Genomic DNA, 25,867 nt, shown 5'->3' on the forward strand with positions numbered 1-25,867 from the left:
TCCTCCCCATGCGGGGCATGGGGAGGGGGACCATCACGAAGCGATGGTGGAGGGGCGAGGGGCTATGCCCCTCCACCACGGCCTGACGGCCGCGGTCCCCCTCCCCAAGCAAGCTTGGGGAGGAATGGGGTTCGTTACCCCTGTTCCCCCAGCCGCTTGAGTCGCCGGATACGCGGCTCGCGCTGGAGTTGCGCCTCGCGCCGGATCACCTGCCGCAGCTCGTCGCGCTTTTCATGGATCGACGCGATCACCGGTCCCATCGCGACGCCCAGATCGACCAGCACCGCCTCCGACAATTGCAGCGAGCTTTCCAGCGTCTCGGGCACCGCCTCGCTGACGCCCGCGCGGTACAGCTCGGTGGCATGCGCCATGTCGCGGGCGCGCGCGATGATCGGCAGGTCGGGCGCGGCCTCGCGGATGCGCCGCGCCAGCCGCACGGTCAGCACCGGATCGTCCATCGTCAGGATCAGCGCGCGCGCAGCAGGCAAGTTCAGCCGATCGACCAGCTCGGCCCGCGCCACGTCGCCGAACAGCACCGGATAGCCCGCCCGCCGCGCCTCGCTGACCGAATCGATATCGGCCTCGACCGCGACATAGGGCTGGCCATGGACGGTCAGCATGTCTGCGATCATCTTGCCGACGCGACCGAAGCCGATGACCACGGTGCGCCCAGTATCGGCATCCGCCTCGGGAGCGGGGGGCAATTCGCCGCTGCGCGCTTCGATCCGACGCGAGATGACCCGGCCTGCCTTGGCGAGCAACGGGGTGATGGTCAGGCCGATCGCGGTCACCGTCTGCCAGAAGCTGGCGGTCGAGGGCAGGATCAGCTGCGCCTGCGCCGCCGTTCCCAAGACGATCAGCGTCGTCTCGGACGGGCTGCCCATCAGCAGGCCCGTCTCCGCCGCCACGCCGCGCCGGGCATGGGCGACGCGCAGCAGCAGATAGGTGACGATCGCCTTTACCGCGACCACGCCGACCACCGCGAGCAGCAGCATGTCCCAGTTCTTCGCGATCAACCGCAGGTCCAGGCTCATGCCCACGGTGATCAGGAACACACCGAGCGCCAGGCCCTTGAACGGCGCGGTCATCACCTCGACCTCGGAATGATATTCGGTCTCGGCGATCAGCAGGCCCGCCAGCAGCGCGCCGACGATCGGCGACAGCCCGGCAGCGGTCGTCGCGACGCTGGCGACGATGACGACCAGCAGCGAGGCGGCCAGGAACAGCTCGGGGCTCTTGGTCCGCGCGGCCTGCGCGAACAGGCGCGGCAGCACGAACTTGCCGCCCAGATACATGGCGACCACCGTCAGGCCGCCGCGCAGGGCGACGCCCGCAATCCCGACCCAGCCCTCGTCGCTGGCGGTCGGCGCCATGGCGCCCAGCGCGAAGATGATCGGCACCAGCGCCAGATCCTCGAAGAGCAGCATCGCGAACGCGCCGCGGCCCACCGGGCTCGTCGTGCCGACCAGCGGCAGCACCAAAGCGGTCGAGGAGAGGGTAAGGGCAAGACCAAGGCCGATCGCTCCCGCCCAGCCTTGCCCCAGCATATGGAGCGCGATCCCGATCAGCGCCGCCGAGCCGATCAACTCGGCCGCGCCGGTGCCGAACACCAGCCGTCGCATCGCCCAAAGCCTACGAAAGGATAGCTCCAACCCGATGGAAAACAGCAATAATATGATGCCAAACTCGGCAAAGGGCTCGATCGACTCCGGGTTGGAGATGGTTAGATAATAGAGCCACGGTGCATGGGGGACGAGCGATCCCAGCCCGGCCGGGCCGACGAGCAGCCCGACCAGGATGAACCCGATGACCGGGCTGACCCGAAAGCGCGCAAAGGCCGGAATGACGATCCCCGCCGACCCGAGGATCACGAGGGCGTCGGAAAAGCCCTGATTGTCTAACCGAAGTGCCATGACGACAGCCTAACCCGGCTTTGCCGCGCTTGTCAGGTCGTTAATCCCACGAAACGACGATGGGGCGATTCGTCCAATGGGGTATGATGCGAGGGCGGCGTTAGGGCGGCACGATGAAGCCGCCCCGATCGACCGCCCTGCTCGCCATCCTGCCTTGCCTCGCACTGATCGCCTGCGGGGATGGCGACCGGGCCGAGCGGCTGAAGGCGGCGGGCCCCAACCCGTCGCTCGACGCGCTGATGCGGGTCGCGGATGCCGATGCGGGCGCGCGGACCTTCGGCCAGTGTCTGGCCTGTCATACGATCGGCAAGGGCGAACTCGACCGGGCGGGGCCCAATCTGCACGGCATCATGGGCAAGCCGGTCGCCGGGGGCAGCCTGCGCTATGGCTATACCGCCGCACTGGAGCGGGTCGGTGGGCATTGGGACCGCGCGACGATGGACCGCTGGCTGACCTCGCCGCAACGCTTCGCGCCGGGGACGAAGATGACCTTTCCCGGCCTGCCCGACCCGCTCGCACGGGCGGATGTGATGGCCTATCTGGAGCGCGAAGGGCGTTCCAGATAGGCGTGAGGGTCAAGCGGCAGTTTAGGTCACGAGGTTGCCATCGCTGTCCAACATGATGGGAACGGCTGACGCAGGAGGGGTCATGTAAAGCGGCTTGCGTGCTTCCAGAAAACGCTCTTTGGAATATGGGCGAATACAAACCGTATCGTTCTGATTACCTGCAAGCACATGATAATCGTCAGCATCCTCGCCAACATAGATCCCGACATGGCCGCCACCAGGGCGAACGAAGACGACAACGTCCCCCAGATCGGGTTGGCCGCTCGCCTTTCCAAAATTGAGCCAGTTGAGCGCCCATAAGGGCTTGACGGGTGGTGTTTTGCCAGCCCGCCGCGCTACCACCGCCATGGTCAGGCCGCACCATGGAATGGAATCAGCGTTGTAGGATTGGGCGACGTCGCCGCCGACCTCCTGGGCCCATTTCAGAATTTCTGGATTGTTCTCGTCGCCTAATTTCTCTTCTGTGCCCCATAGGTCGAGCGCCTCCGACACCATGCGGGGCAAGGTGCCGATCGTCGTCAGCCAGCTATAATTTCCCAGATCCATTTCCTGTCTCCCGATCGAGCGATACGCAAAAAGACCCGGGAGGCATGCCCCCCGGGTCCATCTTGCTCGCGCTGCGATCGGTCGCCTATCGACGACCGAACCGAAACGGACCTTACTGCCAGTTGGCCATCGCGGTTTCGAGGTTGACGCGGATCGCCTCGAAGAACTGCTCGGTGGTCATCCAGGGCTGGTCCGGGCCGATCAGGATGGCGAGGTCCTTGGTCATCTGGCCGTTCTCGACGGTCTGGACGCAGACCTTTTCCAGCGTCTCGGCGAAGCGGACGACGTCGGGGGTGTTGTCGAACTTGCCGCGATACTTCAGGCCGCCGGTCCAGGCGAAGATCGAGGCGATCGGGTTGGTCGAGGTCGCCTTGCCCTGCTGGTGCTGGCGATAGTGACGGGTCACGGTGCCGTGCGCCGCTTCCGCCTCGATCGTCTTGCCGTCCGGGGTCATCAGGACCGAGGTCATCAGGCCCAGCGAGCCAAAGCCTTGCGCGACCGTGTCCGACTGCACGTCGCCGTCATAGTTCTTGCAGGCCCAGACGAATTCGCCGTGCCACTTGAGCGCCGAGGCGACCATGTCGTCGATCAGACGGTGTTGATACTCGATGCCGGCCGCCTTGAACTGCTCGGCGAATTCGGTGTCGAACACCTCCTGGAAGATGTCCTTGAAGCGGCCGTCATAGGCCTTCAGGATGGTGTTCTTGGTCGACAGATAGACCGGCCAGCCGCGGTTCAGGCCATAGTTCATCGAGGCGCGCGCGAAGTCGCGGATCGACTCGTCGAGATTGTACATGCCCATGGCGACGCCGGCGGCGGGGAAGTTGAACACCTCCTCCTCGATCGACTCGCCATTTTCGCCTTCCCACTTCAGGGTCAGCTTGCCCTTGCCGGGCACCTTGAAATCGGTCGCCTTATACTGGTCGCCGAATGCGTGACGGCCGACGACGATCGGGTGGGTCCAGCCGGGGACCAGGCGGGGAACGTTCTTGATGACGATCGGCTCGCGGAAGACCACGCCGCCCAGGATGTTGCGGATCGTGCCGTTGGGCGACTTCCACATCTTCTTCAGGCCGAACTCCTCGACGCGCTGCTCGTCGGGGGTGATGGTCGCGCACTTGATGGCGACGCCGTACTTCTGCGTGGCATGGGCGCTGTCGATCGTCACTTGGTCGGCAGTCGCGTCGCGATTCTGGACCGACAGGTCGAAATAGGCCAGTTCGATGTCGAGATACGGCTTGATCAGGCGTTCGCGAATCCATTCCCAGATGATCCGGGTCATTTCGTCGCCGTCGATCTCCACGACGGGGGTGTTTACCTTGATCTTCGCCATATGCGCATCCTTCAGATTAGGCAGGTTTGGTGACGCGTCTAGGGGAGGGGGCGCGGCGGATCAACCACCCTGCACATCACGCGAAAGGGCCGGGGCGAACCGAAAAGATTGTGCGATGGCCGGTGGACAGGTACACAGGCCCGATGCCTTCGCTTGAAAAGCCCCCCGTCGCGACCACCACCGTCAAGTGGCGCTTCCCCGCCGTCCATCCCGAAGGGCGCAAATATGTGCTGATCGGGGCGGGCCTGACCATCGTCGCCACGTTGATCACCAAGGTGCTGTTCTGGCCGTTCGTCGGCCTGTGCATCTGGATCGCGGCGTTCTTCCGGGACCCCGTCCGCACCACGCCGCAGGGCGACGACCTGATCGTCGCACCCGCCGATGGCCTGGTCACCATGATCCAGCGCGTTCCGATCCCGCGCGAGTTGATCGGCGAACTGGGCGAGGCGCCGCTGGTCCGCGTGTCGATCTTCATGTCGGTGTTCGACGTGCATATCAACCGCACGCCGGTCGCAGGCGTCATCCGCCAGGTCGTCTATATCTCGGGCAAGTTCCTCAACGCCGATCTCGACAAGGCGTCGGACGAGAATGAGCGCCAGCATTTCGTGGTCGAGGGCCGTGATGGCCGGAAATATGGTTTCACCCAGATCGCCGGTCTGGTCGCGCGTCGTATCGTCGGCTTCGTGAAGCCCGGGGATATGGTCGCCGCCGGTCAGCGTGTCGGCCTAATCCGCTTCGGCAGCCGCGTCGACGTGTACCTGCCCGATGACGTCACGCCGCAGGTCTGCCTGGGCCAGCGTTCGGTCGCGGGTGAGACGGTCATCGGCCGTGTCGGCGGCAAGCCGATGACCGGCATCGCGCAGTAAGCCGCACGCTCCGATGGCCATTTCCCCCCGTTTCGCCCGTCGCCGCGTCGATGGCGAACCGCCCCGCGGTCTGCCGCTGCGGGCGATCATTCCCAATGCGGTGACCGCGCTCGCGCTAGTGTCCGGCCTGACGGGGGTGAAGTTCGCCATTGCGGGATCATGGGAGGCGGCCGTCACCATGATCATGGTCGCGGCGGTGCTGGACGGGTTGGACGGCCGGATCGCGCGGTTGCTGCGCGGAGAAAGCCGGTTCGGTGCGGAACTCGATTCGCTATCCGACGCCATTTCCTTCGGTGTCGCGCCTGCCCTGATCCTCTATCTCTGGTCGCTCGAAAACCTCCCGCGCATCGGCTGGATTTGCGCGGTGCTCCAGGCGGTGTTCTGCGCATTGCGGTTGGCGCGGTTCAACTCGCAACTCGATGTCACGGATCAGCCGCGCAAGACGGCGGGCTTCTTCACCGGCGTTCCGGCCCCCGCCGGAGCCGGATTGGCCATGCTGCCGCTCTATCTGTGGTTCTGGACGGGCGAGCCGATCTTTTCGTCGCCCTATCTCGTCGCGCCGTGGGTCGCGCTGGTCGCCTTGCTGATGGTGTCGAGCCTGCCGACCCTGTCCTGGACCTCATTCCGCCTGCGCCGCCATGTGCGGTTCGAAGCGTTGGCGATCATCGTGTTGGTCGGCGTCGCGCTGCTCTCGGCACCCTGGCACGCGCTGACCGCGCTGTGTCTGGCCTATCTGCTGAGCATCCCCGCCACCATGATCGCCTATGCGCGGCTCAAGCGGCCACGCGGCGGCGCACCAGCGAAGGGGCAGGGGAGCCTGCCGCCCAGCGCCTGACGGCGATCCGGCGCTCGGCCACTACGAGGGTGGCCAATGGCGTGAAAGCCGGTTCGATGTGACCCGTGGCGAGATGCAGGATGCGACGCCATTGCGGTGCCACCATCATCGCTATGGTGGTCAGGGCGGCGACCAGTGCGCCCGTGAAAACCAGAACACTCACCACGATCATCATGATGCCAGCCTCCTGCCGTCCGTCCGATACGATCCGGCACATTAACCAGACCGTAACCATTGATTTTTTCGTCGAGTTCCGTCGCCGAAACGCCGACATCAGGTTGAGTCGTGCCAAATTCGCGACGTTGCGAAGACGTTATGCGATGGCTGGAATCTCAACCCTGTTGTGATCGCTTTATGTTCCGCCGATGTTCTCTTGTCAATCGGTTTTGGAACAAAAGTGAACGCGCTCTCGCGCTTGCCATGCGGTTTTGCATCGGCTAAGGGCCCGCGCCTCAACACCGCATGGGAAGCATCATATTTCGGTGCGCATGGGCTTTGCCCGCCGCGTCATCCGCTTCCCAGAGGATTAACCGGAAGGAATTACATTATGGCGGCACCCGTCGTCACCATGCAGCAGCTGGTCGAGACCGGCGCGCACTTCGGCCACCAGACCCACCGCTGGAACCCGAAGATGAAGCCCTACATCTTTGGCGACCGCAACGGCGTCCACATCCTCGACCTGTCGCAGACCGTGCCGCTCTTCGCGCGCGCTCTGGAGTTCATCAGCTCGACCGTCGCGGGCGGTGGCAAGGTCCTGTTCGTCGGCACCAAGCGCCAGGCGCAGGAGCCGGTCGCCGAGGCCGCTCGCCGTGCGGGCCAGCACTTCGTCAACCATCGCTGGCTGGGCGGTATGCTCACCAACTGGAAGACGATCTCGAACTCGATCAAGCGCCTCAAGACCCTTGAAGAGCAGCTGTCGGGCGACACGCACGGCCTGACCAAGAAGGAAGTGCTGAACCTGACCCGCGAGCGTGACAAGCTCGAGCTGTCGCTGGGCGGCATCCGCGACATGGGCGGCATTCCGGACGTGATGTTCGTGATCGACGCCAACAAGGAAGAGCTGGCGATCAAGGAAGCCAACACGCTGGGTATCCCCGTCGTGGCGATCCTCGACTCGAACGTCTCGCCCGACGGCATCGCGTTCCCGGTTCCGGCGAACGACGACGCCAGCCGCGCGATCCGTCTGTACTGCGAAGCCGTCGCCATTGCCGCCACCCGTGGCAACAATGAGCAGCAGCGCCGCAGCGGCGCGGACTTCGGCGCGATGGCCGAGCCGCCCGTCGAGGAAGCGCTGACCGTCGCCCCGACCGAAGCCGCCGAGCAGGCGGTCGAGGCCGAGCGCCAGATCGACGCGTAATCGCGTGACAATGCCCCGCGGTGCGGGCGGGGCGACCATCGACCGGGCGGGCATGGCCTCCGGTCGGTGACATCGGCTTGACATGCAAGCCGTGCTAAGGGCCGCCTCCGATGGGGCGGCCCTACCCGCATCCCCCTTTTCAGACAGAGGAAATCAGACAATGGCCGATATCACCGCAGCGATGGTCAAGGACCTGCGCGAAAAGAGCGGCGCGGGCATGATGGACTGCAAGAAGGCGCTCAACGAAGCCGCTGGCGACATGGACGCCGCGCTGGATTGGCTGCGCACGAAGGGCCTGGCGGCCGCGCAGAAGAAGTCGAGCCGTACCGCAGCCGAAGGTCTGGTCGGCGTCGCCACCAGCGGCACCGTGGGCGCTGCCGTCGAAGTGAACTCGGAAACCGACTTCGTCGCCAAGAACGACCAGTTCCAGGCGTTCGTAAAGGACGTGACCGCGATCGCGCTGAAGACCAGCGACGACGTCGAGGCGCTGAAGAACGAAGCGATGCCGCAGGGCGGCACCGTCGCCGAAGTGCTGACCAACAATGTCGCCACCATCGGTGAGAACCAGTCGCTGCGTCGCGCCAAGCGCCTCGAAGTGTCGAAGGGCGCGGTCGTGTCCTACGTCCACAACCAGCAGGCCCCGGGCCTGGGCAAGATCGGCGTGCTGGTCGCGCTGGAGTCGGAAGCCGCCGACGACGTGCTGCAGTCGCTGGGCCGTCAGCTGGCGATGCACATCGCCGCTGCCTTCCCCAAGGCGCTGAACGAGGAAGACCTGGACGAGGCCGAGATCGAGCGTGAGCGCGCGATCGCGACCGAAAAGGCCGCCGAATCGGGCAAGCCCGCCGACATCATTGCCAAGATGGTCGAAGGCGGCATCGCCAAGTACCGCAAGGAGCACGCGCTGGTCAGCCAGCTGTTCGTGATCGACGGCAAGACCAAGATCAGCGACGTCGTCGCGAAGGCCGGCAAGGACGCCGGTGCCGAGATCAAGCTGGTGGACTATGTCCGCTTCCAGCTGGGCGAAGGCATCGAGAAGGAAGCGTCGGACTTCGCGGCCGAAGTGGCCGCCGCGTCGGGCGTTCCGCAGAAGGCGTAATGCCTCGCGCCGTTCCGTGATGGGACGGTAAGGGTAGAGGGGAGCGGCCGTCGCGAGGGGGTCGCTCCCTTTGCGTTTGCGGTCTCTCCAAATCCTCCCTGAGCTATGCTCGGGGAGGGGGACCATCGCGCCAGCGATGGTGGAGGGGCGTGACGGACCGGCCATGCCCTTCCACCGCGCCCTGCGGGCGCGGTCCCCCTCCCCAAGCACAGCTTGGGGAGGAATGGGTTTACCGTTCGCCCAACCTGAACGCGGGGCGGGGCAATGGATTGGGGCGGCTCGCCCATTGTCCCACGAAAATCCCCGCAACCCGCCGCTCCATGGTTGCCCGCTGGCCGGTCGCCGCCTAAGGTCCGCGCCACTTTCATCACCAAGATCCGAGAAACGATGACCACCCCGCGCTTCAAACGTATCCTTCTGAAATTGTCGGGTGAGGTCCTGATGGGCGAGGGCGGCCTGGCCATCTCGCCGGAGATCACCGCGCGCGTCGCGCAGGAGATCGCCGATGTCCGTGCGCAGGGCTATGAGCTGTGCATCGTCGTGGGCGGCGGCAATATCTTCCGCGGCCTGTCGGCGGCGGCCAAGGGGATCGAGCGGGCGACCGCCGATTATATGGGCATGCTGGCGACCGTGATGAACGCGCTGGCGGTGCAGAACGCGCTGGAGCAGATCGGTGTCGACACCCGCGTCCAGTCGGCCATCCCGATGTCGAGCGTGTGCGAACCCTTTATCCGCCGCCGTGCCGAGCGGCATCTCGAAAAGGGCCGCGTCGTGATCTTCGCCGCCGGAGTCGGCTCGCCCTTCTTCACCACCGACAGCGGTGCCGCGCTGCGCGCCGCCGAGATGAAGTGCGATGCGCTGTTCAAGGGCACCAGCGTCGACGGCGTCTATGATGCCGATCCGAAGAAGGTGCCGACCGCGACCCGCTACGAAACCGTCACCTTCTCCAAGGTGCTGTCCGACGACCTGAAGGTCATGGACGCCTCGGCCATCGCGCTGTGCCGCGACAACAATATCCCGATCGTCGTCTTCAACATCCGCGAACATGGCAATTTCGGTGCCGTGCTGTCGGGCCAGGGTGTGTCGACGATCGTCCAGAACGCAGGAGCTTAAATCATGGCAGCCTATGACAAGTCCGACCTCGAGCGCCGTATGCAGGGCGCGGTCGAATCGCTGAAGCACGACCTGAATGGTCTGCGCACCGGCCGCGCCTCGACGGCGCTGCTCGATCCGGTGACGGTCGAGGTATATGGCAGCCACATGCCGCTGAACCAGGTCGCCACCGTCTCCGCGCCCGAGCCGCGGATGCTGTCGGTGCAGGTGTGGGACAAGTCGAACGTGTCGTCGGTCGAAAAGGCGATCCGCTCGGCGGGTCTGGGCCTGAACCCGATCAATGACGGCCAGACGTTGCGCCTGCCCATCCCCGACCTGACCGAGGAGCGCCGCAAGGAACTCGCCAAGCTGGCCGGCAAGTATGCCGAGGGCGCGCGCATCGCGGTGCGCAACGTGCGTCGCGACGGCATGGACAGCCTGAAGGTCGACGAGAAGAAGGGCGTCTTCGGCGAGGACGAGCGCAAGCGGCACGAGACCGAGGTGCAAAAGCTGACCGACGCCACCATCGCCGAGCTGGATGCGGCTGCGGCGGCCAAGGAAAAGGAAATCCTGGGCAAGTGAGTCCTCCGGCCGCCTCGGCCCAGACGGCTCTGGGGTCGCTGGTGGCCGTGCCCGATACGGGTGCGGTCCCGCGTCACGTCGCGATCATCATGGACGGCAATGGCCGCTGGGCCAAACGCCGTCTGCTCCCCCGCTTCGCCGGTCACAAGGCCGGGGTGGATGCCGTGCGCCGGATCGCGCGTGCGGCGCGGGCGATGGGGATCGAGGCGCTGACGCTCTACGCCTTTTCGTCGGAGAATTGGCGGCGGCCCGAGACCGAGATCAGCGACCTGATGGGCCTGTTGCGCATCTTCCTGCGCAAGGACCTGGCCGAGTTGGTGTCGGACAATGTCCGGTTGCGGGTGATCGGCGACTATCGCCGCTTCCCCGCCGACCTCGTGGCGCTGATCGACGATGCGATCGAGCGTACGGCGGCCAATAGCGGTCCGATCCTCGCCATCGCGCTGAATTACGGCGCGCAGGCGGAACTGGTCGAGGCGACCCGGCGGCTGGCCCGCAAGGTCGCGGCCGGAGAGATGACGGCGGAGGCGATCACCCCGGAGGCGATCGAGGGCGAGTTGCAGACCAACGGCCTGCCGCCGCTCGACCTGGTGATCCGCACCTCGGGCGAGCAGCGCCTGTCCAACTTCCTGCTGTGGCAGGCGGCCTATGCCGAGCTGCTGTTCGTCGACACGCTCTGGCCCGATTTCGACGAGACGGCGCTGGCCGATGCGGTGGCCGAGTTCGGCCGACGACACCGGCGTTTCGGCGGCCTGTGACCGATCCTAAATCCCCCAAGGCCGGGGTGCCCAAGGCGGCCCCGGCCAACCCGCCTGCGTCCGGCATGTCGAACCTGACCAAGCGGGTGCTGGCCAGCATCGTGATGATCGCCGTGGCCAGCGTTTCGCTCGTATTGGGCGGTCTGGCCTTCTGGCTGCTGGCCGTCGTCGTCGCGCTGTTCATGATGGCCGAATGGTCCGACCTGTTGAAGGTCGATGCCAAGCAGAAGCGGCTGGCCCAGTTCGCGCTGTCGGTGCCGCTGGCGATCATGGCGCCCGGGCTGGCGGCCGGGCCGGGCTTTTTCGCGTTGGGGCTGATCGCGGCGACCTTCTTCTTCCTGACCATCGTGTCGCGCCGCCCGGAGTTCGGGGCAGGGGCACTTTATGTCGGGTTGCCCGTCTTCTCGCTGCTGGCGATCCGGCTGCATGACGACGGGCTGGTGCTGTCGCTCTGGTCGATGGCGATAGTCTGGGCCTGTGACAGCGGCGCGTTCTTCGTCGGGCGGCAGTTCGGCGGGCCGAAGCTGGCCCCCAGCATCAGCCCGGCCAAGACCTGGTCGGGCCTGATCGGCGGTGTGGCGGCGGCGACGTTGCTGGCGGTGCTGATGCGCTGGGCACATGGCCTGCCGTTGCATCTGGTCATCGCGACGCCGGTGCTGGCGGTGCTGGCACAGATGGGCGACCTGTTCGAGAGCGCGCTGAAGCGGCGCGCAGGCGTCAAGGACAGCGGTAACGTGCTGCCCGGCCATGGCGGCGTGATGGACCGGCTGGACGGCATCGTGCCGGTCGCGCCGATCGCCGCGCTGCTGATCCTCCTGCCGGACCTGTTCTGATGCGTAGCGTAACCATTTTGGGCGCGACCGGATCGGTCGGCACCTCGACGCTGGACCTGATCGAGCGCGAGCCCGATCGTTACCGCGTCCGTGCGCTGACTGCCAATTGCGACGTCGCCAAGCTGGCGGCGGCGGCGAAGCGGACCCACGCCGAACTGGCGGTCGTGGCGGACGAAAGCTGCCTGCCCGATCTGCGCGCGGCGCTGGCTGGAACCGAAACCCGCGTGGCGGGCGGTCGTGCGGCGGTGATCGAGGCGGCGGCCCTGCACGCCGACTGGACGATGGGTGCGATCGTCGGTTGCGCCGGGCTGGAACCCGCCATGGCCGCCATCGCCAATGGCGGCACGGTGGTGCTCGCCAACAAGGAGCCGCTGGTGTCGGCGGGCGAGGTGGTGCTGGCGGCGGCGGCCAAGGCGGGGGCGACGCTGCTCCCGGCCGACAGCGAGCATAACGCCATCTATCAATGCTTCGACTTCGAACGGCCCGAGCGGGTGCGCCGGATCGTCCTGACCGCCAGCGGCGGACCGTTCCGCAACCATACGATCGAAGAGATGCGCCGCGTCACCCCCGAACAGGCGGTGGCGCATCCCAACTGGTCGATGGGTGCCAAGATCTCGGTCGACTCGGCGACGATGATGAACAAGGGGCTGGAACTGATCGAGGCGGCGCGCCTGTTCCCGGTCCCCTCCGACCGGATCGAGATCGTGCTGCATCCGCAGTCGGTGATCCACTCGGCGGTCGATTATGTCGACGGCTCGATGCTGGCGCAGCTGGGGCCGTCGGACATGCGCGTGCCGATCGCGCATTGCCTGGCCTGGCCCGACCGGATGCCGACGCCGATGGCGCCGCTCGACCTGGTCGCGCTGGGGCGGATGGACTTCGCCGCGCCCGATCCGGTGCGCTTCCCCGCGCTGCGCTTGGCACGGGCCGCGCTGGAGGCGGGCGGGGCGGCTCCGGCCATCCTCAATGCCGCGAACGAGATCGCGGTGGCGGCTTTTCTCGCACGTCGCATCGGCTTCCTCGAAATTGCCGCAATCGTCGAGGATGTTCTGCATCGCTACGACCCCGCCCCACCGGAGTCGCTCGATGCGGTGATCGCGATCGATGCGGAAACCAGGGCAATAACGGCCGAGCGCGTTGAGGATTGCGTCGTTTGATCGAAACTCCCGGCCTGTTGTTGACCATCCTGGCCTTTGTCCTTGCCCTCGGCCCGCTCGTGTTCGTGCACGAGATGGGGCATTATCTCGCGGGACGGTTGTTCGGCGTGAAGGCCGAGACCTTCTCCGTCGGTTTCGGGCGCGAGATCGCCGGTTTCACCGACAAGCGCGATACGCGGTGGAAGATCGGCTGGCTGCCGCTGGGCGGTTACGTGAAGTTCGCGGGCGACATGAACCCGGCCAGCCAGCCCGACGCCGCCTGGCTGTCGCTGCCGCCCGAGGAACGCGCCCGTACCTTCCAGGCCAAGCCGGTGTGGCAGCGCGCGATCATCGTCGCGGCGGGCCCGGCGATCAATTTCGCCGCCGCCATCTTGATCCTGGCGGGCTTCGCCTACGCCTATGGCGAGGCGGTGGTGCCGCCCGTCGTGGGACAGATCATGCCCGGCAGCGCGGCGGCAGCGACCTCGCTTCGCCCCGGTGACCGAGTGACGGCGATCGACGACCGTGCCGTCACCGACTTCGCCGATATCGCGCGCTATGTGCAGATTCGCGCCGGGGACCGGGTGACGATCGCGGCGACGCGCGGCGGCACGCCCTTCACCACCAGCGCGACGATCGGCACCGAGGAACAGCGCGACCGCTTCGGCAACAGCTATCGCATCGGCCGTCTGGGCCTGCGCGGTGCCGGTACGGTCGACGTCCGGCCGGTCAGCCTGGTGCGCGCACCCGTGGTGGCGGTCCAGCGTACCGGCGAGATCGTCCGCATGATGGTCGAGACGCTGGGCCAGGTGATTTCGGGCCGCCGCTCGGTCAAGGAACTGGGCGGACCGGTGTCCATTGCGAAAGTGTCGGGCGAGCAGATGTCGCTGGGCCTCGACGCGTTCGTTTTCTTCGTGGCGCTGGTGTCCATCAATCTGGGGTTCATCAACCTCTTGCCAGTGCCGATGCTGGATGGCGGTCATCTTCTTTTCTATGCGATCGAAGCGGTGCGGCGACGCCCCCTGGAGCCGGTGGCTCAGGAATGGGCATTCCGTGGCGGCATGATTGCGATCCTGGCCCTGATGCTCTTCGTAACGTTCAACGATCTGGGCAATTTGGGGCTGTGGAAAAATATCCGCAGCTTGATCGGCTGACGCCGATGGGGCAGGGCGCGACGACGACAGGGGTCGGTTCGACTTTTCTGGGGTGGGTTTGGTGACAGCAATGACGGGTATGAAGACTGTGCGCGCGGGCGCCATGCTGCTGGCGGGCACGATGCTGTCGGGTGTTCCCGTCATGGCGCAGACCGCGCCTGCCGCGCCGAGCGCGGGGGCCGGTGCTGTCCCGACGCAGGCCGTGGCGCCTGCGCCGGTGCGCACAATCAAGACACTGCGGGTCGAAGGCGCCCAGCGTATCGAGCCCGAGACGGTGTTGTCCTACACTAAGCTGCGGGTCGGCATTCCCTATACCCCGGAAACGCTCGACCAGGCGCTGAAGGACCTTCAGGCGTCCGAACTGTTCGCCGACTTCTCGATCTCCGGCGTGGAGACGGGCGACATCGTGCTGCGCGTGCGCGAGAACCCGATCATCAACCGGGTCATCCTGGAGGGCAACAAGCGCCTGAAGGAAGACAAGATCAAGAAGGAGATCAAGCTGTCTCCCCGCCAGATCTTCACCCGGACCGCGGTTCGCCAGGACGTGGCGCGTATCGTCGAACTGTACCGCCGCCAGGGCCGGTTCGGCGCGGTGGTCGAGCCGAAGATGGTCAATCTCGACCAGAACCGCGTCGACGTGGTGTTCGAGATCAGCGAAGGGCCGAAGTCCAAGGTCCGCCAGATCAACATCATCGGCAACGAGAAGTTCTCCGACGACGAACTGCGCGGCGCGATGTACACCAAGCAGTCGCGCTGGTTCCGTTTCCTGTCCTCGGCCACCAGCTATGACCAGGATCGCCTGGCCGCCGATCAGCAGAAGCTGCGCCTGTTCTACCTGACCAACGGCTATGCCGATTTCCGGGTGACGAGCGCGGTCGCCGAGCTGACGCCGGACAAGAAGGACTTCATCATCACCTATGTGGTGGAGGAAGGCCCGCGCTATAAGTTTGGCGACGTCAAGGTCGACAGCCAGATCCGCGACTTCGACAATGAGAAGCTCGCCCAGTCGCTGCCCATGAAGAAGGGCGACTGGTACAATGCCAAGCTGATCGAGGACTCGATCGACAGCCTCAGCCAGACGGCGGGCCTGTTCGGCTATGCCTTCACCGATGTGAACCCCGACTTCCAGCGTGACAAGGACACGCTGACGATGGCGATCACGTTCAACATCGCCGAGGCCAAGCGGACCTATGTCGAGCGGATCGACATCAACGGCAACACGCAGACGCAGGACAAGGTCGTCCGCCGCGAAATCCGCGTGGCCGAGGGTGACGCCTTCAACAGCTTCCAGGTCCGCCGCAGCCAGGATCGCATCAACTCGCTCGGCTATTTCCAGGAAAAGCTGGAGATCAAGCAGAACCCCGGCTCGACGCCCGACCGCATCGTGCTGGAGACCAATGTCGAGGAACAGTCGACCGGTTCGCTCCAGCTGTCGGCCGGTTACTCGTCGCTGGAACGCTTCATCATCCAGGCGAACATCACCCAGCGCAACTTCCGCGGCAAGGGCCAGGAACTCCGCGCCGGTGTGAACTATTCGGCCTATTCCAAGTCGATCGAACTGGGCTTCACCGAGCCTTATGTGTTCGACAAGAATATCGCGCTGGGCGTCGACGTGTTCCGTCGCGACTTCAACTCGTTCAACTATCTGGGCACCACCCGCCAGACGACCTACAGCCAGGTGTCGACCGGCTTCCAGGTGCGCGCGGGCGTGCCGCTGACCGAATATTGGTCGCTGTCGGGACGCTATGGCCTGACCTATGACCAGGTCGGCCTGGACGCGTCGTTCTTCAACGCGGACGGCACCTGTAACTTCCAGCAGGCGGGTCGCTATCTCTGCGACTCGATCGGCAATCGCTGGACCTCGTCGGTCGGCTACTCGCTGATCTATGACAGCCTGAACAGCCGCCTGCGTCCGACTGCCGGGCATCGCTTCTCGTTCAGCCAGGACTTTGCCGGTCTGGGCGGCGACGTGAAGTATATCCGCACCCGCGCGGAAGGCGCCAAGTTCAAGGGGCTGGGCAAGGGCTTCGTCTTCTCGATCCTGGGCGAGGGCGGTTACATCCACTCGCTCGAGGGCAGCCGTGGTCCGGGCATCGATCCGGTTCGTATCGTCGACCGCTTCTATCTGGGCGAGCCGCAGTTCCGCGGCTTCGACATTCGCGGCGTCGGTCCGCGCGTGCTGCGCGTGCCCTATGTCATCGGCAACGACGGCAGCCAGTCGCTGAGCAAGGACCGCCAGCAGTTCGTCGACGACGCACTGGGCGGTCGTGCTTACTATCTGGCGCGTGCGGAGCTGGAAATCCCGTTGGGTTCGGGTGCGCGTGAGATGGGCCTGCGCCCCAGCGTCTATGTCCAGGCCGGCAGCCTGTGGGGCGTCACCCGCCCGCAACCCTCGCTCGACTTCCAGCAGCTGGTCGTCAACGGCGTGCCGCAGTTCAACAAGGACGGATCGAAGACGCTTATCCCGTCGCCCGTAAGAGACAGAGCTGGTAATCTGCTTTATCAGGTCCCGACGACGACCGAAACGACGGCCGCAGGCATCGCCGGTGCCAGCACGACCTGCCCAACCGGTTACTCGGCCACGGCGGGGGGTACCTGTTTGGGCACGACGGCCAATGTCGCGCTCCAGAACACCAACTATGCCGAAGAGCAATTCTATCTCGGCACCTGGAAGCCGCGCGTGTCGATCGGCATCGGTGTGAACTGGAATTCACCATTCGGACCGCTGCGCATCGACCTTGCCAAGGCATTGGTGACGCAGCCGGGCGACGACCCCAAGCTCATTACTTTCAACGTAGGGACGCAGTTCTGATGAAGACGATTTCCAAGCTCCTCCTCGCGGCGGCCCTTGTCGCGCCGGCCGCGACCGTCGCCACCACCGCCAGCGCGCAGGTGAACGGCGTCGCCGTGGCCGACCCGCAGGGTGCGATCGCCGGTTCGCGTGCCTGGGCCGCCGCCCGCCAGCAGATCGAGACGACCTACAAGGCGCAGCTCGACCAGGCCGAAACCCGCCGCACCGCGCTCGGCCGTGAGCTGGAGCCGCTGGTCCAGGCGTTCCAGACCGCCCGCGCCGCGCCGAACGCCAACGAAGCCGCGCTGCGCACCCAGGCCCAGTCGATCCAGGCCAAGCAGCAGGCCGCCGAGCAGGAACTGGGCCGTCTGACCCAGCCCGCCGTCCGTGCGCAGACCTATGCGGTCGAGCAGATCCAGGCGCGTCTGGGCGAAGCGGTGCAGAACGCCGTTCGCGCCAAGAATGTCAGCCTGCTGGTCAGCCCGCAGGCCGTGCTGTTCATGCAGCCGACCGCCGACATCACGTCCGCGGTGACGGCGGAATTGGACAAGCTGGTCCCGACCGTCAGCATCACGCCGCCCGCCAACTGGCAGCCCGGTCAGCAGGGTCAGCAGCAGGGCGCTGCCCCCGCCGCTGCCGCTCCGGCCGCCGCCGCCCCGGCGCCTGCCCGTCGCCAGAACAGCGGCCGGTAATATCCCGGTGAGCGACGTCGTGAACGAAGAGGCGAAGACCGTCATCGGCCCGATGGACGTGACGCGGGTCATGGCGGCAATCCCGCACCGTTACCCGATGCTGCTGGTCGATCGTGTCGAGGAGCTGGTCCTCGACACGTCGATCCGCGCGGTGAAGGCGGTGACGATCAACGAGGCCTTTTTCCAGGGCCATTATCCCGGCCGTCCGATCATGCCGGGCGTGTTGATCGTCGAGGCGCTGGCGCAGGCCGCCGGTGTGCTGGGCGTGGAAAGCCTGGGCCTCGCGAATTCGGGCAAGCTGGTCTATTTCATGTCGATCGACGGCGTGAAGTTCCGCAAGCCCGTCGAGCCCGGCGTGCTCCTGCACCTGGAGGTCGAGTTCGTGTCGAAGCGGACCCGCGTCTGCAAGTTCGCAGGGGTCGCCAAGATCGACGGAGTCGTCGTGGCGGAAGCCAATTTCACCGCGATGATCGCCGATCCGCCCGCAGAAGCGTAAGCGACCGTCACGGGCTTTTGACTAACGGGGCGCGGTCCGCTATGGGCCGCGCCTTGAGCTTGAAGGCTGGTCGGAACCAGCCATTTTCCGGAGCAATATCATGAAGACCGATACGCATCCCGACTATCACATGATCAAGGTGCAGATGACCGACGGCACCGTGTTCGAAACCCGCTCCACTTGGGGCAAGGAAGGCGACACGATGCAGCTGGACATCGATCCGCTGGCGCACCCGGCCTGGACCGGCGGTCGCGGCACCATGCTGGACACCGGCGGTCAGGTCGCGCGCTTCAACAAGCGTTTCGGCGGCGGTCTCACGCTCCGCAAGTAATCGCTTCCGGCCTCATCGCCGGACGATCGAAGGACCCGGTGCTTCCCACGAAGCGCCGGGTTTTTCGCGTCCGCCGGAGAAGGGGAGGGCGGAATAGGTTTGCAGTATGTTAACCAGCGGTGTTTAGGGTGAAGCCATGTTCGCCGCCGAATTCGAACCTGCCGAATTTGCCAATCGCCGCCGCTCCCCGCGTACGGCGACCGCGCTGGACACCGATCTGGGACGTGGCGGACTCGACCGCGCACTGTGCCGGGTCACCGACATTTCCACCACCGGCGCGCGTCTCCAGACCTATACCGAATTGCGTCGCGGCCTGAAGATCTGGTTGCGCCTGCCCCATGTCGGCGAGGTCGAGGCCAAGATCGTGTGGGCGTCCGACTTTTCCGCCGGTTGCCATTTCCAGACGCCATTGACGCCTGAGGCGTTCGGCATACTGGCCCCGATGACCGCCTGATCCGTTCCATCGGCTGGTCAGTGCATGGCGAGTGCGCTAGACGAGGCAAAAGCCGTAACAATTGGAACGATCTTGACGCTCTCCGCCATTCCCGTGGGTACGCCGCGCAGCGAGGACAGTATCGCTGCGGTCAGCGTGACCGAGCTGTTCACGATCGGCATCGGCCCCTCCAGCTCGCACACGGTCGGCCCGATGCGCGCGGCCAAGGCATTCGCGGTCGAGATGCTCGACACCGGCCTGATCCCCGACCGGATGCAAGCCGAGCTGTTCGGATCGCTCTCGCTGACCGGACGCGGGCACCATAGCGACCGGGCGGTGCTGCTGGGCCTGGCGGGCGAGACGCCCGAACGTGTCGATCCCGATGCCATCGATAGCTTGCTCGTGAGAATTCACGAGACGCGGCAGCTGATGCTCGACGGACGCCACCCATTGCCCTTCGATCCCGAACAGGACCTGCTGTTCCGGCCCGGCTTCCTGCCCGCGCATCCCAATGGCATGGTCTTCACCGCCTTCCTGCCCGATGGCAGCTCCGTCGTCCGCCGCTTCTATTCGATCGGCGGCGGCGCGATCCGGATGGAGGGGGCCGAGCCGATGCGGACCAACCGGCGGCTGGCGCATCCCTTCGCGTCGGGAGCCGAACTGCTCGAGCGGACCGACGAGACCGGCCTGTCCATCGCCCAGATCGTCCGCGCCAACGAGGCCGCATGGCGCGAGGACGCCGATACCGACGCGTTCCTGGACCGGGTGCGCGACGCCATGTGCGCCTCGATCGAGCGGGGCTGCGCCGCCTCCGGTATCCTGCCGGGCGGGTTGAAGGTCCAGCGGCGGGCACAGGCGATCCGGCAGAAGCTGCTAGACCGGGGACCGCGCACCGATCCCAGCCTGGTGTTCGAATGGGTCAGCCTCTGGGCGCTGGCGGTGAACGAAGAGAATGCAGCGGGCGGTCGGGTCGTGACCGCGCCGACCAATGGCGCAGCGGGCGTCATCCCGGCGGTGCTGCGTTATTACGAGACCTTCGTCCACGGCGCGACGCGCGACGGGGTGCGCACGCTGTTGCTGACGGCGGCGGCGGTGGGAATGCTCTACAAGAAGCGGGCGTCCATCTCTGCTGCCGAGATGGGGTGCCAGGGCGAGGTCGGCGTCGCCTGCTCGATGGCGGCGGCGGGGCTGGCGGCGGCCTTGGGCGGCTCGCCGGCGCAGGTCGAGAATGCCGCCGAGATCGGCATGGAGCATAATCTGGGGCTGACCTGCGACCCGATCGGCGGGCTGGTCCAGATCCCGTGCATCGAGCGCAACACCATGGGCGCGATCAAGGCGATCAACGCCGCCTATCTGGCGCTGCACGGCGATGGCAAGCACATCGTCAGCCTGGACCAGGTGATCGAGACGATGCGCCAGACCGGCGAGGACATGAAGTCGCAATATAAGGAAACCAGCCTCGGTGGCCTCGCGGTCAACGTCGTGGAATGCTGATTACTGCGCTGCCGCCCAGAGTATCGCGTTGGTGAGGATGCGGCGGTAATCGGGGTCGTCGTAAAGCTCCGGCTCATGCCCGAGCGCGGAATAGAAGACCCGGCCCTTGCTGCGTGGGTTGACCCACATGACGGGATGCGCCGCACCCATGCGCAGCGTATCGCCGGGGCGGTAGCTGCTCTCGTCCACCTGCGCCAGGATGGTCATGCCGCGCGTCGCGGGGTTGCTGTCGAAACTGTACCATTCGTCGCGCGGGATCCACGGCGTCCGTATGCCCGCCATGATCGGATGGCGGGGCTGCACGATGTCGACGCGCGCGGGCTGGATATGGTCGTCGCCGTTCGGATGGCCGGTGAAGGTCGTGCCGATGATCGTGTCGACATACCAGGGCGCCTTGTGGCTGTTGTCGCCCGCCGCGTGGAGCGCGACCACGCCCCCGCCGCGTGCGACGAAACGGGCAAAGGCGGCCTGCTGCTCGGGCGTCAGGAAGTCGCCGCTGGCGCTGTTCAGGACCACCACGGAGAAACGGGACAGTTGGTCGTCGTTAAAGACGGCGGCATTTTCGGTGGTGAAGCTGGGGCGGTGCAGCGCTTTGGCGATGTCGGCGAGGACCGCGTTGGAATGCGGGATATGCTCGAAATGCCGCCAGCCATTGGTCTTGGAGACGATCAGCACGCCGTGGCTAAGCCCGGCGGGCAGGGTGGGGGCGACGGTGTCGACGACCTTGGGCGGCAGATGCGGGTCGGACGGCGCCTGCGTCACGGCGACCAGCGCCATCATCATCAGCGTTTTCAGCATCATCCGTCTCCCTTTTGGGGGAGCGTAGCAAATCCTCCCCGGCACGGGGAGGGGGACCAGCGAAGCTGGTGGAGGGGGATCGCCGCGAAGGTCGTCCCTTGAGGAAGCCCCCCTCCGTCAGGCCTGACGGCCTGCCACCTCCCCGGACCGGGGACGATCGTTATCAATCCGCCGCGATCGGGCCGTCATGCGGCTTGGGTCGCCGGGTGAACCAGGTCAGCCCCGCCAGCACGATGCACAGCCACGCCGACACATAGAAGATGTCTGTCGACGCCAGCAGATAGGCCTGTCCGACCATTTGCCGCGTGACGGCGGCGGCGGCCTGGACGTCGGTCAGGCCCAGATGGTTCAGGCCGTTCTTCGCCATCTGCCACACCGGGTTCTGACCGATCGCTTCGGACAGATGTGCCTGGTGCATCGCCTCACGCCGGTCCCACATGGTCGTGGTCAGCGAGGCGGCGAAGCTGCCCGCCGTGATGCGCGCAAAGTTGGAGATGCCGGTCGCCGAGGGGATGCGCGCCTGCGGCGCGCCGTCCAGCGCGATGGTCAGCATGGCGAGGAAGAAGGTGCTCATCGCAATGCCCTGCACCATCAGCGGCAGCACGAAGTCGCCGAAACCCGCCTGCGTATTCAGGCCCGAGCGCATCCAATAGGAGAGACCGAAGGCGGCAAAGGCGATGGTCGCCATGATCCGCGCATCGACCTTGCCCGACAGCCGCGCGACGATGGGGGTCAGCACCACCGCCACCGCCCCGCTGGGCGCGGCAACCAGGCCCGCCCAGGTCGCGGTATAGCCCAGCTGCGTCTGGAGCCAGAGCGGCAGCAGCAGGGTGTTGGCGAAGAACACCGCATAACCCAGGCAAAAGGCCAGCGTCCCGATGCTGAAGTTGCGGCCCTTGAACAGCGACAGGTCGACCGCCGGATTGGCGTCGGTCAGCTCCCAGATCAGCCAGGCGATAAAGCCGACGATCGCGATCACCGTCATCACGACGATCCGGGTCGAGTTGAACCAGTCGTCATTCTTGCCCAGGTCCAGCATCATCTGAAGCGCACCGACCCAGACGACCAGCATGATCAGCCCGACCTTGTCGATCGGTAGGTTGCGGGTTGGGGTTTCGCGGCTCGACAGCCCGCGCCAGCACACGCCCGCACAGAACAAGCCTACGGGGACGTTGATGAGGAAGATCCAGCTCCAGTGGTAATTGTCGGAGATGTATCCGCCCAGGATCGGCCCCATGATCGGCGCGACCAGCGTGGTCATCGACCAGATGCCAAGCGCGGTGGACCGCTTCTGCGGCGGGAAGATCGAGATCAGCAGCGCCTGGCTGCCCGGAATCATCGGCCCCGACACCGCGCCCTGAAGGATGCGGAAGCCGATCAGCGAGGACAGGTTCCATGCGATGCCGCACAGGAACGACGCGATGGTGAACAGGAACACCGAGACGCAGAAGGTCCGCACCACCCCGCACTTGCCCATCAGCCAGCCGGTCAGCGGCACCGCCACGCCGTTCGCGACGGCAAAGGCGGTGACGACCCAGGTCGAGTTGTCCGAACTGACGCCCAGATTGCCCGCGATGGTGGGAAGCGAGACGTTGGCGATGGTCGAGTCGAGCACCTGCATGAAGGTGCCCAGCGCCAGCGCAAAGGCGACGAGCGCCAGCGCCGGGCCTTTCAGCGGCGCCGGGGATGCCCCCGCGCCACCTTGAGCGGAGGCCCCGGCCATCAGCGATTGGCCGCGATGATCTGTGCGATGCGCGCCTCGATCGCCGGGTCCTTGCCATCGGTGCCGCTGGTGCTGTCGACCTGGGTCGCGGCCGAACCGATGCGGGGTCCGCGCTGGTCGGCGGTATCGACCGTGACCGTCGCCGACAGGCCGACCCGCAAGGGGTTCTGGCGCAACTCATTGGCGTTCAGGCCAATGCGCACCGGCACGCGCTGGACGATTTTGATCCAGTTGCCGCTGGCATTCTGCGGCGGCAGCAGCGCGAAGGCGTTGCCGCTGCCCGCGCCCAGGCCGATGACCTTGCCGTGATAGACGGTCTTGCCGCCGTAAATATCGGCGGTGATCGTCGCGGGCTGGCCGATGCGCAGGTCTTTGAGCTGGGTTTCGCGGAAATTGGCGTCGACCCACAGCCGGTCGAGCGGCACCACGGCCATCAAAGGCGTACCCGCCGCGACCTGCTGGCCGACCTGCACCGTACGCTGGGCGACGACGCCGCTGATTGGCGCGACGACGTGCATATGGCCACGCATGATGGCGGCGCGGCGATAGGCGGCGATGGCGGCCATCACGGCGGGGTTGGTGCCGACATCGGTGCCCTGCACGGCAGTCCGCGCCTGTGCCGCCTGGGCGCGGGCGAGGGCGAGGTTCGCATTGGCGACCTTCACCGCGTCGGCGGCATGGGACAGTTCCTCGCCCGACACCGCGCCCTCGGCGGCGGCGCCCTGGCGACGCGCATAGTCGGCGCGGGCGCGGGTCAGCTCGGCCTGGGCCTGGACGATGGCGGCGCCGCTCTGGTTCACCTTGGTGAAGTCGGCGCGGGTCGCGCGCACCGCGCGGGCCAGTTCGGCGGCGGCGGAGGCGAGGCCGACATCGGCCGTCGCGGGATCGAGATCGATCAGCGGCTGGCCCGCCTTTACCGTCTGGGTATTGTCGGCATGGATGGCCAGCACTTGCCCCGGATCGCGCGCGGTGATCGCCACCACGTCACCCGCGACATAGGCGTCGTCGGTTTCTTCCTCGGGCTTGGCGAGCAGGAAGTGGAATACCGCCCAGACGATGGCGGCGATCATCACCACGACGATCAGGATGGTCAGGCCCAGGCGGCGCGCCTTGGGCTTGCCGCCGGTCGGCGCCTGGGTCGTCGGAGCGGCGGGGGAGGGGGTGGCGGCTTCGGCGTCGCTCATTGCGTGATACCCTGCGAAGAAGAGGAGAAGCCGCCCCCAAGGGCGACGGCCAGCGCGATGCGCGCCTGGACGGCGTCGGCGGCGAGATTGGCGTCGGCCTGATCCGACTCCAGCTGGCGGATGTCGGGATCGATCAGGCCCAGTTGCGATTGGAGCCCGCTCGACACGCGGATCGCGTTCAGGCGGCGGGTTTCGGACAGGCCGCGCGTCACCTCGGCCTGGCGCGCGCGCTCGGTGGCGACGGTGCGGCTGCGCGTGACGGCATCGGCCGCCTCGCGCACCGCGCCGACGACGCGGTTGTTATAGTCGGCGGTCGCCAGGTCGAGCGCGGCGGTCGCGCCCGCCAACCCGGCGCGCAGCCGTCCGCTGTCGAAGATCGGCAGATGGATCGCCGGGCCCGCCGCCGCCGTCGCCGCATCGGCGGTAAACAAATTGCCCAGGCCGACCGCCTGGAAACCGGCCAGCGCGGTCAGGTTAATATTGGGCAGGAACGCCTTGCGCGCGACCTCCTGTCCCTTGCTCGCGGCATCGATCCGGGCGAGCGCGGCGGCGATGTCGGGGCGGCGGGAGAGCAGGTCGGCGGGCACGGTGGCGGGGATGGGCAGCGCCGCATCGAAGGCGAGCTTCGTCGGCGCGATGGTCGCGGGATAGTCCAGCCCGCGTCCCGCCAGCGCCGCCAGGGCGTTGCGCGACAGCGCGGCCTGCGTCTCGGCGCGGGCCAGTGCCACCCGTGCCTGGGCGAGAAGGGTCTGCGCGCCGGATGCGTCGATCTGGCTGGCCAGCTGGTGCCGGATGCGCGTCTGGATCAGCCCCAGCGAGCGGGTGCGGGTCGCGATCGTCTGGCGCGCGATCGCGGCCTGCCGCTCGGCCCGGGCCAGTTCGACATAGGTCTGCGCGACCGACCCGGCCAGCGCCAGCCGCGCGGCCGTCACGTCGAGCGCGGCGGCACGGGTGGAGGCGCGGGCGGCGTCGATCGCGGCGGCCTGTCGCCCGAACAGGTCGATCGTCCAGTTCAGATTGGCCTGCGCCTGACCCAGCCACTGGGTCGTCCCCGCATAAGGGGGCGGGATGATGTAGCGGCCGGACAGCCGGTTATATTGCTCCTGCGCGTCGAGCGTCACCGAGGGTCCGTCATCGGCGCGGCGGGTGGCCAGCACCGACTCCGCCTGCCGCAACCGGGCCAGCGCGATGTCGAGCGAGGGATTGCCGCTCAGCGCGTCGCCGACGATCCGGTCGAGCTGCGCATCACCCAAGCCCCGCCACCAGTCGGCGGCGACCAACGGGGCCTGTGCATCGCCCAATCCCAGTGTCTCGGGCGAGGTGGCCGTGATGGCGGGATGCGTCTGCGGCACCGAGCAGCCCGCCAGCAGCAACCCGGTCAGAAAGGCGAACCGCTTCATGCCACCGTCTCCAGCTTGTTGCGCAGGCGCAGCAGGTCGCCGACGAAGCGCTCGACCTCTTCGGGCGACCAGTCGGCCAGCCATTCGTTCCACTGCCCGATGACCTTCACCTTGCAACGGGCGGTGACTTCGCGCCCCGCCTCGGTCAGCGACAGGCGAACGACACGGCGATCCTCGGTGCAGCGGCAGCGTTCGATCAGGCCGCGCTCTTCGAGCGTGTCGACGATCCGCGTCGTCGCGCCGGTGTCGTGGCAGAGATGGCGGGCCAGCTCCGCCGCCGTGCCGCCCACGCCATGGTGCAGCGCCATCAACGCGCTCCACTGGACATGGGTGACTTCTTCATCGGCGAAGACCGGCTCCAGACCAATCCGGGCAAGCTGGTACACACGCTTCGTGAGATACCCCACCGAGCGTTCGGGATCGAAGGGATCAGGCGTATCGGATGTCATATTGCTGCC

At 66.5% G+C, this 25,867-nt stretch carries 26 protein-coding genes; 17 read left to right on the forward strand and 9 right to left on the reverse strand.

From position 1 onward, the window contains the following. Positions 1 to 134: 134 nt before the first annotated feature. On the reverse strand, positions 135 to 1,913 hold the full coding sequence (locus ACWKSV_RS01825) for a cation:proton antiporter domain-containing protein (protein ID WP_056439676.1): 1,779 nt from the start codon (positions 1,911 to 1,913) through the stop codon (positions 135 to 137). A gap of 113 nt (positions 1,914 to 2,026) precedes the next feature. On the opposite strand from ACWKSV_RS01825, the gene ACWKSV_RS01830 reads away from it, so the two are divergent. Continuing rightward, positions 2,027 to 2,479: a c-type cytochrome gene (locus ACWKSV_RS01830; protein ID WP_076715618.1), complete on the forward strand. Its 453-nt coding sequence runs from the start codon at positions 2,027 to 2,029 to the stop codon at positions 2,477 to 2,479. A 21-nt stretch (positions 2,480 to 2,500) separates the two neighbouring features. On the opposite strand, the gene ACWKSV_RS01835 is transcribed toward ACWKSV_RS01830, so the two are convergent. Together ACWKSV_RS01835 and ACWKSV_RS01840 are read right to left on the reverse strand one after the other, a co-directional pair. Further along, positions 2,501 to 3,025 (reverse strand): TIGR02594 family protein, encoded by a 525-nt coding sequence (locus ACWKSV_RS01835; RefSeq protein ID WP_076715620.1) that lies wholly within the window; start codon positions 3,023 to 3,025, stop codon positions 2,501 to 2,503. A 112-nt stretch (positions 3,026 to 3,137) separates the two neighbouring features. Further along, positions 3,138 to 4,358 (reverse strand): NADP-dependent isocitrate dehydrogenase, encoded by a 1,221-nt coding sequence (locus ACWKSV_RS01840; protein WP_056439671.1) that lies wholly within the window; start codon positions 4,356 to 4,358, stop codon positions 3,138 to 3,140. Between the two features lie 143 nt (positions 4,359 to 4,501). Here ACWKSV_RS01840 and ACWKSV_RS01845 point away from each other — a divergent pair, with 143 nt between their 5' ends. Together ACWKSV_RS01845 and pssA are read left to right on the forward strand one after the other, a co-directional pair. Beyond that, positions 4,502 to 5,224, forward strand: a complete 723-nt coding sequence (locus ACWKSV_RS01845) for a phosphatidylserine decarboxylase (RefSeq protein WP_076715621.1) — start codon at positions 4,502 to 4,504, stop codon at positions 5,222 to 5,224. A gap of 13 nt (positions 5,225 to 5,237) precedes the next feature. Continuing rightward, positions 5,238 to 6,059, forward strand: coding sequence for a CDP-diacylglycerol--serine O-phosphatidyltransferase (gene pssA / locus ACWKSV_RS01850; RefSeq protein WP_076715623.1), 822 nt, complete (start codon positions 5,238 to 5,240; stop codon positions 6,057 to 6,059). On the opposite strand, the gene ACWKSV_RS01855 is transcribed toward pssA, so the two are convergent. After that, positions 5,998 to 6,234 carry a hypothetical protein gene (locus ACWKSV_RS01855; protein WP_076718045.1) on the reverse strand — a complete coding sequence of 79 codons (237 nt, stop codon included), beginning with the start codon at positions 6,232 to 6,234 and terminating at the stop codon, positions 5,998 to 6,000. The two genes, pssA and ACWKSV_RS01855, sit on opposite strands and share 62 nt — an antisense overlap. 372 nt (positions 6,235 to 6,606) lie before the next feature. Between ACWKSV_RS01855 and rpsB the strand changes: the two genes are divergently transcribed. From rpsB to ACWKSV_RS01925, 14 genes are all read left to right on the forward strand, one after another. Continuing rightward, positions 6,607 to 7,416 carry a 30S ribosomal protein S2 gene (rpsB, locus tag ACWKSV_RS01860; protein ID WP_042487688.1) on the forward strand — a complete coding sequence of 270 codons (810 nt, stop codon included), beginning with the start codon at positions 6,607 to 6,609 and terminating at the stop codon, positions 7,414 to 7,416. Positions 7,417 to 7,576: 160 nt separating this feature from the next. Beyond that, entirely contained in the window at positions 7,577 to 8,512 is a 936-nt protein-coding gene (tsf, locus tag ACWKSV_RS01865; RefSeq protein WP_056439660.1) for a translation elongation factor Ts, read from the forward strand. A 387-nt stretch (positions 8,513 to 8,899) separates the two neighbouring features. Continuing rightward, positions 8,900 to 9,625, forward strand: coding sequence for a UMP kinase (gene pyrH / locus ACWKSV_RS01870; protein WP_056439658.1), 726 nt, complete (start codon positions 8,900 to 8,902; stop codon positions 9,623 to 9,625). Positions 9,626 to 9,628: 3 nt separating this feature from the next. After that, positions 9,629 to 10,186: a ribosome recycling factor gene (gene frr / locus ACWKSV_RS01875; protein ID WP_042487694.1), complete on the forward strand. Its 558-nt coding sequence runs from the start codon at positions 9,629 to 9,631 to the stop codon at positions 10,184 to 10,186. A gap of 89 nt (positions 10,187 to 10,275) precedes the next feature. Continuing rightward, positions 10,276 to 10,944 (forward strand): polyprenyl diphosphate synthase, encoded by a 669-nt coding sequence (uppS, locus tag ACWKSV_RS01880; RefSeq protein WP_237243604.1) that lies wholly within the window; start codon positions 10,276 to 10,278, stop codon positions 10,942 to 10,944. A gap of 65 nt (positions 10,945 to 11,009) precedes the next feature. Beyond that, positions 11,010 to 11,777: a phosphatidate cytidylyltransferase gene (locus ACWKSV_RS01885; RefSeq protein ID WP_056439842.1), complete on the forward strand. Its 768-nt coding sequence runs from the start codon at positions 11,010 to 11,012 to the stop codon at positions 11,775 to 11,777. Further along, a complete protein-coding gene (gene dxr / locus ACWKSV_RS01890; RefSeq protein ID WP_076715624.1) occupies positions 11,777 to 12,934 on the forward strand; it encodes a 1-deoxy-D-xylulose-5-phosphate reductoisomerase in 1,158 nt (385 codons plus the stop codon). The genes ACWKSV_RS01885 and dxr overlap by 1 nt, the downstream gene beginning before the upstream one ends. After that, entirely contained in the window at positions 12,931 to 14,067 is a 1,137-nt protein-coding gene (rseP, locus tag ACWKSV_RS01895; protein WP_056439650.1) for an RIP metalloprotease RseP, read from the forward strand. Before dxr ends, rseP begins: the two co-directional genes overlap by 4 nt. 79 nt (positions 14,068 to 14,146) lie before the next feature. After that, a complete protein-coding gene (gene bamA, locus ACWKSV_RS01900) occupies positions 14,147 to 16,879 on the forward strand; it encodes an outer membrane protein assembly factor BamA (RefSeq protein WP_156884228.1) in 2,733 nt (910 codons plus the stop codon). Beyond that, positions 16,879 to 17,550, forward strand: a complete 672-nt coding sequence (locus tag ACWKSV_RS01905; protein ID WP_056439645.1) for an OmpH family outer membrane protein — start codon at positions 16,879 to 16,881, stop codon at positions 17,548 to 17,550. The genes bamA and ACWKSV_RS01905 overlap by 1 nt, the downstream gene beginning before the upstream one ends. A gap of 52 nt (positions 17,551 to 17,602) precedes the next feature. Next, positions 17,603 to 18,046, forward strand: a complete 444-nt coding sequence (fabZ, locus tag ACWKSV_RS01910) for a 3-hydroxyacyl-ACP dehydratase FabZ (protein ID WP_042487765.1) — start codon at positions 17,603 to 17,605, stop codon at positions 18,044 to 18,046. Between the two features lie 100 nt (positions 18,047 to 18,146). Beyond that, positions 18,147 to 18,377 carry a 50S ribosomal protein L31 gene (gene rpmE, locus ACWKSV_RS01915; protein ID WP_042487709.1) on the forward strand — a complete coding sequence of 77 codons (231 nt, stop codon included), beginning with the start codon at positions 18,147 to 18,149 and terminating at the stop codon, positions 18,375 to 18,377. A 136-nt stretch (positions 18,378 to 18,513) separates the two neighbouring features. Then, positions 18,514 to 18,831, forward strand: a complete 318-nt coding sequence (locus ACWKSV_RS01920) for a PilZ domain-containing protein (protein WP_056439642.1) — start codon at positions 18,514 to 18,516, stop codon at positions 18,829 to 18,831. Between the two features lie 24 nt (positions 18,832 to 18,855). Then, positions 18,856 to 20,304, forward strand: coding sequence for an L-serine ammonia-lyase (locus ACWKSV_RS01925; RefSeq protein ID WP_237243565.1), 1,449 nt, complete (start codon positions 18,856 to 18,858; stop codon positions 20,302 to 20,304). Here ACWKSV_RS01925 and ACWKSV_RS01930 read toward each other — a convergent pair whose 3' ends face one another. The 5 genes from ACWKSV_RS01930 to ACWKSV_RS01950 form a co-directional block, all read right to left on the reverse strand. Then, positions 20,305 to 21,105: a ThuA domain-containing protein gene (locus ACWKSV_RS01930; protein ID WP_076715629.1), complete on the reverse strand. Its 801-nt coding sequence runs from the start codon at positions 21,103 to 21,105 to the stop codon at positions 20,305 to 20,307. A gap of 160 nt (positions 21,106 to 21,265) precedes the next feature. Next, a complete protein-coding gene (locus ACWKSV_RS01935; protein WP_076715630.1) occupies positions 21,266 to 22,825 on the reverse strand; it encodes a DHA2 family efflux MFS transporter permease subunit in 1,560 nt (519 codons plus the stop codon). Next, positions 22,825 to 24,009 carry an HlyD family secretion protein gene (locus ACWKSV_RS01940; protein ID WP_076715632.1) on the reverse strand — a complete coding sequence of 395 codons (1,185 nt, stop codon included), beginning with the start codon at positions 24,007 to 24,009 and terminating at the stop codon, positions 22,825 to 22,827. The genes ACWKSV_RS01935 and ACWKSV_RS01940 overlap by 1 nt, the downstream gene beginning before the upstream one ends. Next, positions 24,006 to 25,409, reverse strand: coding sequence for an efflux transporter outer membrane subunit (locus ACWKSV_RS01945; RefSeq protein ID WP_076715633.1), 1,404 nt, complete (start codon positions 25,407 to 25,409; stop codon positions 24,006 to 24,008). Before ACWKSV_RS01945 ends, ACWKSV_RS01940 begins: the two co-directional genes overlap by 4 nt. After that, on the reverse strand, positions 25,406 to 25,858 hold the full coding sequence (locus ACWKSV_RS01950; RefSeq protein WP_056439627.1) for a MarR family winged helix-turn-helix transcriptional regulator: 453 nt from the start codon (positions 25,856 to 25,858) through the stop codon (positions 25,406 to 25,408). Before ACWKSV_RS01950 ends, ACWKSV_RS01945 begins: the two co-directional genes overlap by 4 nt. Positions 25,859 to 25,867 lie beyond the last annotated feature (9 nt).

Source organism: Sphingomonas sp. SphC10 (assembly GCF_057004845.1).

Excerpts from the sequence above, each read along its gene's own strand:
- bamA (WP_156884228.1), top strand. The coding sequence starts at position 14,147 with ATGAAGACTGTGCGCGCGGGCGCCATGCTGCTGGCGGGCACGATGCTG.
- rpsB (WP_042487688.1), top strand. The coding sequence starts at position 6,607 with ATGGCGGCACCCGTCGTCACCATGCAGCAGCTGGTCGAGACCGGCGCG.
- ACWKSV_RS01885 (WP_056439842.1), top strand. The coding sequence starts at position 11,010 with ATGTCGAACCTGACCAAGCGGGTGCTGGCCAGCATCGTGATGATCGCC.
- ACWKSV_RS01950 (WP_056439627.1), bottom strand. The coding sequence starts at position 25,858 with ATGACATCCGATACGCCTGATCCCTTCGATCCCGAACGCTCGGTGGGG.
- fabZ (WP_042487765.1), top strand. The coding sequence starts at position 17,603 with ATGGACGTGACGCGGGTCATGGCGGCAATCCCGCACCGTTACCCGATG.
- pyrH (WP_056439658.1), top strand. The coding sequence starts at position 8,900 with ATGACCACCCCGCGCTTCAAACGTATCCTTCTGAAATTGTCGGGTGAG.
- ACWKSV_RS01905 (WP_056439645.1), top strand. The coding sequence starts at position 16,879 with ATGAAGACGATTTCCAAGCTCCTCCTCGCGGCGGCCCTTGTCGCGCCG.
- uppS (WP_237243604.1), top strand. The coding sequence starts at position 10,276 with ATGGACGGCAATGGCCGCTGGGCCAAACGCCGTCTGCTCCCCCGCTTC.
- ACWKSV_RS01945 (WP_076715633.1), bottom strand. The coding sequence starts at position 25,409 with ATGAAGCGGTTCGCCTTTCTGACCGGGTTGCTGCTGGCGGGCTGCTCG.
- ACWKSV_RS01935 (WP_076715630.1), bottom strand. The coding sequence starts at position 22,825 with ATGGCCGGGGCCTCCGCTCAAGGTGGCGCGGGGGCATCCCCGGCGCCG.
- pssA (WP_076715623.1), top strand. The coding sequence starts at position 5,238 with ATGGCCATTTCCCCCCGTTTCGCCCGTCGCCGCGTCGATGGCGAACCG.
- ACWKSV_RS01930 (WP_076715629.1), bottom strand. The coding sequence starts at position 21,105 with ATGATGCTGAAAACGCTGATGATGATGGCGCTGGTCGCCGTGACGCAG.
- ACWKSV_RS01825 (WP_056439676.1), bottom strand. The coding sequence starts at position 1,913 with ATGGCACTTCGGTTAGACAATCAGGGCTTTTCCGACGCCCTCGTGATC.
- ACWKSV_RS01835 (WP_076715620.1), bottom strand. The coding sequence starts at position 3,025 with ATGGATCTGGGAAATTATAGCTGGCTGACGACGATCGGCACCTTGCCC.
- ACWKSV_RS01845 (WP_076715621.1), top strand. The coding sequence starts at position 4,502 with ATGCCTTCGCTTGAAAAGCCCCCCGTCGCGACCACCACCGTCAAGTGG.
- ACWKSV_RS01855 (WP_076718045.1), bottom strand. The coding sequence starts at position 6,234 with ATGATGATCGTGGTGAGTGTTCTGGTTTTCACGGGCGCACTGGTCGCC.
- ACWKSV_RS01830 (WP_076715618.1), top strand. The coding sequence starts at position 2,027 with ATGAAGCCGCCCCGATCGACCGCCCTGCTCGCCATCCTGCCTTGCCTC.
- ACWKSV_RS01940 (WP_076715632.1), bottom strand. The coding sequence starts at position 24,009 with ATGAGCGACGCCGAAGCCGCCACCCCCTCCCCCGCCGCTCCGACGACC.
- ACWKSV_RS01925 (WP_237243565.1), top strand. The coding sequence starts at position 18,856 with ATGGCGAGTGCGCTAGACGAGGCAAAAGCCGTAACAATTGGAACGATC.
- frr (WP_042487694.1), top strand. The coding sequence starts at position 9,629 with ATGGCAGCCTATGACAAGTCCGACCTCGAGCGCCGTATGCAGGGCGCG.
- dxr (WP_076715624.1), top strand. The coding sequence starts at position 11,777 with ATGCGTAGCGTAACCATTTTGGGCGCGACCGGATCGGTCGGCACCTCG.
- rpmE (WP_042487709.1), top strand. The coding sequence starts at position 18,147 with ATGAAGACCGATACGCATCCCGACTATCACATGATCAAGGTGCAGATG.
- tsf (WP_056439660.1), top strand. The coding sequence starts at position 7,577 with ATGGCCGATATCACCGCAGCGATGGTCAAGGACCTGCGCGAAAAGAGC.
- ACWKSV_RS01920 (WP_056439642.1), top strand. The coding sequence starts at position 18,514 with ATGTTCGCCGCCGAATTCGAACCTGCCGAATTTGCCAATCGCCGCCGC.
- ACWKSV_RS01840 (WP_056439671.1), bottom strand. The coding sequence starts at position 4,358 with ATGGCGAAGATCAAGGTAAACACCCCCGTCGTGGAGATCGACGGCGAC.